9 protein-coding genes are annotated in these 9,220 nt (G+C 66.1%); 1 reads left to right on the top strand and 8 read right to left on the bottom strand.

The window, feature by feature from the left end:
- Positions 1-91: 91 nt before the first annotated feature.
- From DYS74_RS18155 to DYS74_RS18175, 5 genes are read right to left on the bottom strand one after another with little or no spacing between them, the layout of a single operon-like run.
- The gene (locus tag DYS74_RS18155) at positions 92-847 is read right to left on the bottom strand and encodes an SDR family NAD(P)-dependent oxidoreductase (protein ID WP_121535036.1); all 756 of its coding nucleotides are present in this window, start codon (positions 845-847) and stop codon (positions 92-94) included.
- 8 nt (positions 848-855) lie between these two features.
- The gene (locus DYS74_RS18160) at positions 856-1,656 is read right to left on the bottom strand and encodes an ABC transporter permease (protein ID WP_121535037.1); all 801 of its coding nucleotides are present in this window, start codon (positions 1,654-1,656) and stop codon (positions 856-858) included.
- A complete protein-coding gene (locus DYS74_RS18165) occupies positions 1,656-2,513 on the bottom strand; it encodes an ABC transporter permease (RefSeq protein WP_121535038.1) in 858 nt (285 codons plus the stop codon). Before DYS74_RS18165 ends, DYS74_RS18160 begins: the two co-directional genes overlap by 1 nt.
- Before the next feature lie 12 nt (positions 2,514-2,525).
- Complete coding sequence (locus DYS74_RS18170) at positions 2,526-3,647, bottom strand: ABC transporter substrate-binding protein (RefSeq protein ID WP_121535039.1); 1,122 nt, start codon at positions 3,645-3,647, stop codon at positions 2,526-2,528.
- Between the two features lie 20 nt (positions 3,648-3,667).
- Positions 3,668-4,747, bottom strand: a complete 1,080-nt coding sequence (locus DYS74_RS18175) for an ABC transporter ATP-binding protein (protein ID WP_220668880.1) — start codon at positions 4,745-4,747, stop codon at positions 3,668-3,670.
- 152 nt (positions 4,748-4,899) lie between these two features.
- Between DYS74_RS18175 and DYS74_RS18180 the strand changes: the two genes are divergently transcribed.
- Positions 4,900-5,697: a helix-turn-helix transcriptional regulator gene (locus DYS74_RS18180; RefSeq protein WP_121535041.1), complete on the top strand. Its 798-nt coding sequence runs from the start codon at positions 4,900-4,902 to the stop codon at positions 5,695-5,697.
- A 219-nt stretch (positions 5,698-5,916) separates the two neighbouring features.
- Here the strand turns inward: DYS74_RS18180 and DYS74_RS18185 are convergent, their stop codons facing one another.
- From DYS74_RS18185 to DYS74_RS19090, 3 genes are all read right to left on the bottom strand, one after another.
- Complete coding sequence (locus DYS74_RS18185) at positions 5,917-6,966, bottom strand: XdhC family protein (RefSeq protein WP_121535042.1); 1,050 nt, start codon at positions 6,964-6,966, stop codon at positions 5,917-5,919.
- Positions 6,967-6,981: 15 nt separating this feature from the next.
- A complete protein-coding gene (locus DYS74_RS18190) occupies positions 6,982-8,946 on the bottom strand; it encodes a xanthine dehydrogenase family protein molybdopterin-binding subunit (protein ID WP_245965337.1) in 1,965 nt (654 codons plus the stop codon).
- 123 nt (positions 8,947-9,069) lie between these two features.
- Positions 9,070-9,220, bottom strand: a 151-nt coding sequence (locus DYS74_RS19090; RefSeq protein ID WP_147435480.1) for an integrase core domain-containing protein, incomplete at its 5' end; no start/stop codon positions are given.

A 9,220-nucleotide genomic window follows, 5' to 3' on the forward strand; every position in this document is an offset into this window, starting at 1 on the left:
CAGGCGAGCAGGTCATAGCTGTGCCCCCCGATCTGCAGCCAGATGTGATCCTGCGCCGCGCCGTCGACCAGCGTCCAGACCTGCGCCCCGGTCACAGCACCTCGCCGCCGTCGATCACCAACGCCAGCCCCGTGACAAAGGACGAGCGCGGAGAGGCAAGATAGACGATCCCGTCGGCAATCTCCTCGGGCGTGGCCCAGCGGCCCATCGGGATCGTATCGGCGACATATCCCTCCAAGGCATTCCGCCCTCCCATCTGGCTTTCGAACCCGGCATTGAAGGGCGTATCGACAAAGCCGGGGCACAGCGCATTGAAACGGATGTTGTCGCGCGCGTAATCCGCCGCCATCTGCCGCGTCATCGCGACCGCCGCGTGTTTCGTCGTGGCGTAAGAGATCATGCCGCGATCATACTGGCAGCCAGAGTTCGACGCCGTGATGATCACCGAACCGCCGCCCTGTGCCCGCATCGGCCCGACCGCCGCCTTGGCCATGACGAAATGCGCGCGCACGTTCAGCGCCCAGGCCATGTCCATCTGCTGCGCCGTGACATCCTCCAGTCGACCGGCAATCTGGATACCGGCATGGGAGTGCAGCACGTCCAGCCGGCCGTGGCGGGCAATGGTTGCGGCGACCAGAGCCTCGATTGCGGCATCGTCGCGGACGTCCAGCGCATGCGGCTCGGCCCGGTCGCCGATCAGCGCGGCGGTTTCGGCGGCCAGATCGGCGCGCAGGTCGGTCACGATGACATGGGCGCCCTCGCGGGCCATGGCGATGGCACCTGCGCGCCCGATCCCCGAACCCGCGCCGGTGACAAGGGCGATCCGCCCCTCAAGACAAGCTGACATATTTCCCCCTAGGCGGCCGGTTTGCCCCGGCGCAGCGTGAATTCCGCGACGATCAGCAGGATCAGCGAGACGGCAATCACCATTGTTCCGATGGCGTTGATCTCGGGCGTCACCCCGCGTCGGATCGACGAAAAGATATAGATGGGCAGCGTGGTCTCGGGCCCCGCCACGAAGAAGGCGATGATGAAATCATCGAAGCTGAAGGTGAAACTCAGCAGGAACCCCGCAAAGACCGCCGGCGCCAGCAGAGGCAGCGTCACCTGCCGGAAGGTTGCCACCGGACCGGCGCCAAGATCGGACGAGGCCTCGATCAGCGCCCGGTCCATGCCTTCGATCCGGGCCCGCACCAGAATGATCACCAGCGACATGGTGAACAGCACATGCGCGCCCACCAGCGAACCGAAGCCCAGCGACAGCCGCCAGCCGGTCGCCGCCTGCACCCAGGGGTTCACCGCGTCAAAGACGGTGACCAGCGCGATCAGCGTGGCGATGCCGATCACGATGCCGGGGATCATCACCGCGATGTAGATCATCGCGTCGAAGATCGTCCGCACCCTCCCCTTCAGCCCTGTCAGCGCCAGCGCGGCCATGGTGCCGAACAGGCAGCTGAGCAGCGCCGAGGTCAGCGCCACCGAGGCCGAGGTCTTCAGCGCGTCGACGACGAAGGGATTGCCAAGCGCCTTGGCATACCACCCGGTCGAAAACCCCTGCATCTGGCTGGCCGAGCGGCCGGCCGAAAAGCTGAACAGCGCAATGATGCCGATCGGCAGATAGAGAAAGGCGTAGACCGCCAGTGCATAGATCCGCATCACATCAACCCCACATCCTCGCGCGCCGCTCCGATGCGCTTGAGAAAGCGCATATACAGCGTCACCACCACCAGCATGACCGCCACCAGCGTCACCGACATGGCCGAGCCGAAAGCCCAGTTGCGGGATTGCAGGAACAGGTCGACCAGCGCATTGCCGACAAAGAACACCTTGCCGCCCCCCAGCATCTGCGGGATCAGGTATTCCCCCATCAGCAGGATGAAGACCAGCATCGAGCCGGTCGCCACGCCGGGCAGCGACAGGGGCAGCGTCACCTGCACAAAGCTGCGCCATGGCGGCGAGCCCAGATCGCTGGCCGCTTCCAGCAACTTGCGGTCCAGCTTTTCGAGGCTGACATAGATCGGAAAGAACATCAGCGGCATGTAGCCATAGACGATGCCCACCAGCACCGCGAAGGGGGTGTTGATCAGCCGCCAGTCGCCCAGCCCCAGATCCGCCAGCAGCGCCGGGATCCCCCGCCCGCCCAGAAGAAAGATCCACGCATAGGAGCGGATCAGGATCGATGTCCAGAACGGCACGATCACCAGCACGAGCAGCAGTGTGCGCCAGCGCGGGTTGACGCGCACCGCCAGGAAATAGGCCAGAGGGTAGGCGATCAGCAGCGCCGCGACGGTGCCCAGCGGCGCCAGCATCAGCGTGTTCTTGAACGCCGTCCAGCGTGTGGCGAGGTTGGCGTATTGCGCGAGGGTGAAGGCGGGCTGATAGCCCCCCGCCGCCCCCCGCTCGCCAAAGGAATAGACCAGCACCACCGCCAGCGGCAGCACCAGCAGCATGGCATACCACAGGCCTGCCGGCCCCAGCAGCAGCCATCGTGCCTGTCGGTTCGAGAGCGCCATCCCCTGCCCGTCCTATGCCGCCTTGAACCGCGCCATGATCTCGGCCCGGTTGGGATCGGTCAGCGTCACCGCCGCACCGAACTCCAGCGCGGACAGCAGATCAGCCGCCGGATGCAGGATCGGATCATTGCGCATCTCGTCCGACATCAAGGCCTCGACGCGGCTGTCGGGCACGGGATAGCCGTGGAACAGCGCCTCCCTGGCATTGACCTGCGGGTCGAGCAGGAAGTTCAGCAGCGCATAGGCGCCTTCCCGGTTCGGAGCGCTGGTCGGGATGCAATAGAAATCCGACCAGATCTCGCCGCCCTCTTTCCCGAGCGCATAGTGGATTTCGGGCATGTCGCGGTTCAACTGCTTGCCGTCGCCGGTCCAGCACATCGTCAGCCAGGCGTCGCCGTTGCGCATCGCCGGTTGATAGTCCGAGGTGATCGCGAACAGGTGCGGCTTCACCTCGATCAGCAGCTTCTCGGCCTCGGCCAGTTCCTTCGGATCGACCGAGTTGAAGGAATAGCCGAAATATTTCAGCGCATTGCCGATCGCGGTCAACTGATAGTCATGGATGATGGTCCGGCCCGAGAACTCGGTGCGGGTGATGTCGAAGAACCCCTTCCAGCTGTCCAGCGGCTGCGCCGCCCGGGTGCTGTCGAAGGCCATGCCGGTGGTGCCCCACAGCTTGGGGATGGCGTAGAGCTTGCCGTCCACGGTGCCGGGCCCGGCAAAGCGGGCCTCGAAGGCCGCAGCGTCGTAATTGGGCAGCTTCGACAGGTCCAGCGGCTCGATCATCTTCGCGCCGACATAGGTGCTGATGGTGTAGTTCGTGGCCACCACCACGTCCCAGCCCGCGCCGCCCGCCTGCAGCTTGGCAAACATTTCCTCGTTCGAGCCAAAGACATTCACCTGCACCGCAGCGCCGGTCTTGTCCTGAAACGCGGCCAGATTGTCCGGATCGTCGTAATTCGGCCATGTTGCCATCGAAACCCGGTCGCCGATGCCCTGGGCAAAGGCCCGCATGGGCAGGCTGCCAGCCATCACCGCCGTCGCCGCGCCAAGGCCGGTTACGCCCAGAAAATGCCGCCGCGAGACCGAGCCCTTGTGATAGCGGCGCAGTTCGCGCATGAAATCCGTCTTTTTCATCTTGTTTATCCCTGTTGTGTTCAGTCTTCGGCCAGGATCTGGCCCAGGCCGCGGTCCCACAGGACGTGGAACGTCGCGCCGACGTCGGCGCCGGGCAGCATTCTTTCGGTCTGCCTCGGCACCATCACCTGAAGCACCCCCAAGACCGGATGCGTCAGCTGAAATTCGATGTGCTCCCCCAGAAAGATCCGGTTGGTGATCACGGCCGGAACCGACGGCGTGCCCTCGACCGGGTGCGGCGACAGGCTGAGGCTCTCGGGCCGGATCGCAATCTCAACCGCCGTTCCGGGAACCGTCTCGGCCGCCGCGACCTCGACCTGGTCGCCCGAGGCCAGTGTGACCACCACACGCCCGTCCGCTACCCCGCGCACGGTCGCGGGCAGGAGATTGGCGCGGCCGATAAAGCTTGCGACGTAGCGGTTCGCGGGCCGGTCATAGAGTTCCCTCGGCGTGCCGATCTGGGCGATGCGCCCCTTGCCCATCAGGCAGATCCGGTCCGACATCGAGAGCGCTTCCTGTTGGTCATGCGTCACCAGCACGAAGGTGATCCCCAGCTGACGTTGCAGGTTCAGCAATTCGACCTGCATCTCGGCACGCAGCTTGGCATCCAGCGCCGCCATCGGCTCGTCCAGAAGCAGGATCTTGGGCTCGTTGACAATGGCACGGGCCAGTGCGACGCGCTGCTGCTGACCGCCCGACATCTGCCATATCCGCCGCGGCCCGAAATCACCGAGACGCACCATGTCCAGCGCCCTGGCGACGCGGGTCGCAATGTCTTCGCGCGCAACGCGGGGGCGGCGCTGACGCAGGCCATAGGCCACGTTCTCGGCCACGGTCAGATGCGGGAACAAGGCATAGTTCTGAAACACCATGTTCACCGGCCGCCGATAGGCGGGCATGGCGCCAACCTCGACCCCGTCGATCAGGATGGTGCCATCGCTTGGCGTTTCAAAGCCGGCCAGCATCCGCAACGCGGTGGTCTTGCCACAGCCCGAGGGCCCCAGAAAGGACAGGAACTCGCCCCGGCGGATCGCAAGGTTCAGGCGGTCCGCCGCCAGCACCGTGCCATAACGCTTGGTCGTGCCGATGAATTCGGCCATCGCATCTCTGCGGGGCACGGTCTCATATGTCATGTATCGTTCTTTCCCTGTCAGGCTCGCCTCTTGCGGACTATGCCTCAATACGAGAAAACGATAGGAAATCCACGATCAACTGTATATACTTCAAAAGGCATAGTCGCGGGAAAAATCTCATGGACTGGAATGAGGCTTCGGCCAGGGCAATCACTGCCCTGCATGGCGATGGATTTGCCCCGGCGCTGGTCACGGCCATCCGAAGCGTCGTGCCCTTCGAGCACAGCGTGACCTTTGCCTATTACGGCGACCGCCGGCCGATCTCGCTGCATGCCGATTTTCCGGACTGGAAATACAAGGTCATGGTCGAGGACTATCAGGCCGGCCCCTATCTTCTGGACCCGTTCTACCTGCATTGCGCAGATCAGCCCGCCCCCCGGCTGGTGCGCTTGCGCGACGTGGCTCCGGATCGATTTTACCAGGGCGAATACTTCCGCAACTATTACGTGCAGACCGAACTGGCCGAGGAGATCGGCTTCATGCTGCCGGTCGGGAACGACGTGCATGTGGTGATTTCGGCGATGCGGGAGGGGCGCGCCTTTTCCGCGCGCGAGTTCCGCGATCTGGGGGCCATTGTGCCGGTGGTCGGGGCACTGGCGGCGCATCACTGGGCTGATCTTGCCGACCGTTTCTCTGCGCCGACCGCCGAACCCGATGGTCAACGCCTGCCCGGCCTGATCGATGCGGCCTTCCGCAAGCTCGGGGCGAACCTGCTCACCGCACGCGAGATCGAGGTCGTGGAATATACCTTGAAAGGCCATTCGGCCGAAGCCACGGGGCTGGCGCTCGGCATCTCACCGGGAACGGTGCGCATCCACCGACGCAACATCTATGCCAAGCTGCATATCGGATCGCAGGGAGAGTTGTTCTCGCTCTTCATCGCCACACTGGGAGATACGGGGATCATTGCGGGATAGTCCCCGCGCGCGGACCGGAATGGCCTGTGCGCAATCGCGCGCTTGCCCCCATCGACACACGGAAACAGGATACGAACGGTCGTGGCGCGACGCACTGCCGGGAAGATCCGGACCCATGCGGCGGGGGGCAGGCCTTTTGCCGGCGCAAGGCCGCGCGATAGCCGGGCTGACGTTCCCGCTTCCCGCCCGGAAATTCTCGCGGGCAGCTCCGTCACCGCGTCAAGCGCCGCCAGATCTTCTGCAGACATGCGCAATGTCCAGTGCCCGGACCGCGGTCGGCTCAAGGTCACCGTGGCTCCGGCCGGATGCGGCCGGGAGCCTCGCCTCTGAGGCGCCTTCGGCCTGCGCCAGATCCGACAGCGCGGCCGCGTCGCGAACCACCTCGCCGAGGACCGACACGGCAAGCGCCCGCGCATCCCGGCAGCCCCGGAACAGCCCCGCCGGCCCCTTCATCGTGGCAATCCTTTCCGGCCGGACACCCAGCCGCAGCAATTCCGCATCCCGCCTTGCGCGCGCCCGATGGCTTCCCTGGGCACCGATATAGAAGGCCTCGCTCGCCGCCGCATGGGCCAGGATCTTCGGCTCCCACTCGTGATCATGGAAGAAGAGCACCACCGCCGAGAACCGGTCCAGCGCGACATCCGCAAGCCCTCCGCTGCGATTCAGCCGCCGTCGGCCGTGCCCCCTTCCCCGCAGCGCGGCCAGCGTTTCGTCATCCGGGGAAAAGACCTCGGTCGCATATCCCGCCGCGGCAGCCAGCTCGGCGAAGGCCACCGTCTCCGGCCCCTTGCCGAAGACATGAAAGCGGATGTCCGGGACAAGCCGCAGATCCAGCCGCGCGCCCGCCTGTGGCCCGCAGCCGAGCCCGCCCTCACTCACGCTCACCCAGGCCGCCCGGCGTCCGGCGCGCAGGGCAGCAAGCTGCCGCAGGACCTCGGACCGGGGCGCGGGGATGATGGTGACCTCCAGCGCGCCACCGCAAGGAAGGCGGATGTCGATATAGGGGGACCCTGCCCCGTAGCGGATCGTGCGACCGAGACCGGTTTCCAGACTGGCCATCGCATGGAGGGCGATGTCTTCCTCGACACAGCCCGAGGAAAGCGAGCCCGCCACGACACGGCCTTCCCGCACCACGATCGCGGCCCCGACCGGGCGATAGGCCGGCCCCTCGGTCCCCGTCAGGATCGCGATCGCGCTTTCCGTCGGCGCCTCGAGGCTCGCGTCGAGCGGAAAATCGGCGAAGCTGATGCAGGCGCGGCGTGGCTCCATCTTCCCTGCTCCCGGCTATTTCAGGATATTGTCGGACCAGCGGCGGCTGATGTGCGGATGGTCCAGAACCGGCTCGATGCCGTCGATCAGGGCCATCACGCGCGGCGCCGTCAGGGGCAGCTGCTGCACCTTCAGACCGATGGCATCGGCAATCGCGCAGGCCATGGTCGCCCCGCCGTTCATGATCGCCACCTCGGCGATGCCCTTGGTGCCCATCGGCCCGCAGGAGGGCGCCCCCTCGAAGAGGTCGATCTCGACCTGCACGGCATCTTGCGCCAGCGGCAGGTGATAGGTCTCGAAGCCGGTCTGCTCGATGCCGCCGTCCGGCCCCAGCGTGACCTGCTCATGGATGCCGTATCCGATCCCCTGCACCACCGCGCCCTGGATCTGGCCGCGCACCGCCCGCGGATTGATCGCGCGCCCCACGTCCTGCACCACGCGATAGGCCAGCACCTCGACCTCGCCGGTCTCGGGATCCACCGCGACCTCGCTCTCGTGCACAATGAAGACCGGCAGATCCATGGCGTCGAAGAAATGCCCCGCCGCGCAGCCCGGCATCCCCTTGGCCGTGCCCGGCGCGGTGAAGGCACCCGATCCCGAAATCGGCCCCTTCGTCTGCTCGGCCCGCGCGATCACGGTCTCGATCGTGGTGCCGGAACCGGGCCGCCCCTTGATCTGCACCCGCCCCTCGCGCAGCACGAGATCCTCCGGCGGGGTCTGGAGCAGTTCGGAGGCGGTCTCGAGCAGCTTCTCGCGCACCACGGCACAGGCCGCCGTCGCCGCCGCGCCCATCGAGACGACGGTGCGCCCGCCGCCCGTCCCCATATCATAGCCCGCGGCATCGGTATCGGCGGCCTTCACGATCACTTTCGAGGGATGGATGCCCAGATTGGCGGCCACGATCTGCGGCACCCCCTGCGTGATGGACCCCGACCCGATCTCGACGCTGGCCGTGACGAGGGTCACCGAGCCGTCGGAATTCAGGTTCACCGTGGCGCTCGACGGGCCGACGAAGATATTCCAGGTGCCCACCGTCGTCGCCCGGCCGTAAAGGCGCCCGCCGGCACGGTGTTCCTGCGTTCCGCTGCGCGCGCGCAGGGCCTCCATCCGGTCGAGCATCGGGCCGAGGACATCGCCTTCGAAGACCTGCCCCGTCGCCCCGCGATCGCCGTCGCGCAGCACGTTCCTCTTGCGGAATTCCATCCGGTCCATGCCGATGCGTTCGCAGATCTCGTCGGTATGACGCTCGAGCGCGAAGGCGTTGTAGGCGCCGTTGCAGGAGCGGAAGGCCCCGTTCGGCGGCGTGTTGGTGTACACGACGCGCGACGACAGCCGCACCGCGCCCAGCCGGTAGCTGGCGCCGAGAGTGTGGGCCGTCATCGTCGACAGGAAGATCTGTTCCCCGCCATAGGCCCCCGCATCCATCAGGACCACCGCCTCGCGGCCAACGATCTCGCCGTCCGGACCGATCGCCGAGCGGATCCGGATATCGGCGTTTTCCCGACACAGACAGGTCGTCGTCTCGTCCTCGCGCGAATTGACGAGCGAGACGGTCCGCCCGGTCTTGCGCGCAAGGATCGCGGCCATCGGTTCGATCGAGGCGTCGAATTTCAGCCCGAAGGCGCCCCCCACAGGGGGCACCGTCACCCGCACCAGCGAGCTGTGCACCCCCATCACCCGCGCGGTGACAGCCCGCACTGTCCATGGCACCTGCGTCGAGGTGATGATGTGGAAACGCCCGTCCTCATGGGAGGCGACGGCGCCGCGCGGCTCGAAGGGGAAGTGGCTTTGCCGGCCGACGCGGAAGCAGCTTTCGACGATGGTCACATCGGGGCGCGCGAAGGCGGCATCGACGTCGCCGCGCACGACCTTTGCCTCCCAGGCGATGTTGCCCCCCCGCGCGACGCCGTCGACGATGCACTCATATGACTGCCAGTCGGGATGGAGGAGCGGCGCGCCCGGCGCGAGGGCCTCGGCCATGGTGACGCAGGCCGGCATCTCCTCGGTCTCGACGCAGACGACGCGAGCCGCGGCCTGCGCCTGTTCCAGCGTGTCGGCGGCGATGGCGCAGATCGTGTATTGACCCAGCGGAATCTGCTCAGTTTAAGCCGCTAATCTGAATGCCTCGGCAGGTGTGCGCATGGCAAGGGCCTGATGAGGGCGGCGGTTGTTGTAGAAGCTGATCCAGTCACCGATGACGCGGGTCGCGTGCTGGATGCTCTCGAAGCGATGGCGATGAACGCATTGCTCCTTG

The sequence above is a fragment of the Paenirhodobacter hankyongi genome, assembly GCF_003664585.1.
In the GTDB taxonomy this organism is placed as follows: Bacteria; Pseudomonadota; Alphaproteobacteria; order Rhodobacterales; family Rhodobacteraceae; genus Rhodobacter; species Rhodobacter hankyongi.

Bases quoted from the DNA above. Each gene is read 5' to 3' on its own strand.
- DYS74_RS18170 (WP_121535039.1), bottom strand. From the start codon at position 3,647: ATGAAAAAGACGGATTTCATGCGCGAACTGCGCCGCTATCACAAGGGC.
- DYS74_RS18160 (WP_121535037.1), bottom strand. From the start codon at position 1,656: ATGCGGATCTATGCACTGGCGGTCTACGCCTTTCTCTATCTGCCGATC.
- DYS74_RS18185 (WP_121535042.1), bottom strand. From the start codon at position 6,966: ATGGAGCCACGCCGCGCCTGCATCAGCTTCGCCGATTTTCCGCTCGAC.
- DYS74_RS18180 (WP_121535041.1), top strand. From the start codon at position 4,900: ATGGACTGGAATGAGGCTTCGGCCAGGGCAATCACTGCCCTGCATGGC.
- DYS74_RS18165 (WP_121535038.1), bottom strand. From the start codon at position 2,513: ATGGCGCTCTCGAACCGACAGGCACGATGGCTGCTGCTGGGGCCGGCA.
- DYS74_RS18155 (WP_121535036.1), bottom strand. From the start codon at position 847: ATGTCAGCTTGTCTTGAGGGGCGGATCGCCCTTGTCACCGGCGCGGGT.
- DYS74_RS18190 (WP_245965337.1), bottom strand. From the start codon at position 8,946: ATGGCCGAGGCCCTCGCGCCGGGCGCGCCGCTCCTCCATCCCGACTGG.
- DYS74_RS18175 (WP_220668880.1), bottom strand. From the start codon at position 4,747: ATGGCCGAATTCATCGGCACGACCAAGCGTTATGGCACGGTGCTGGCG.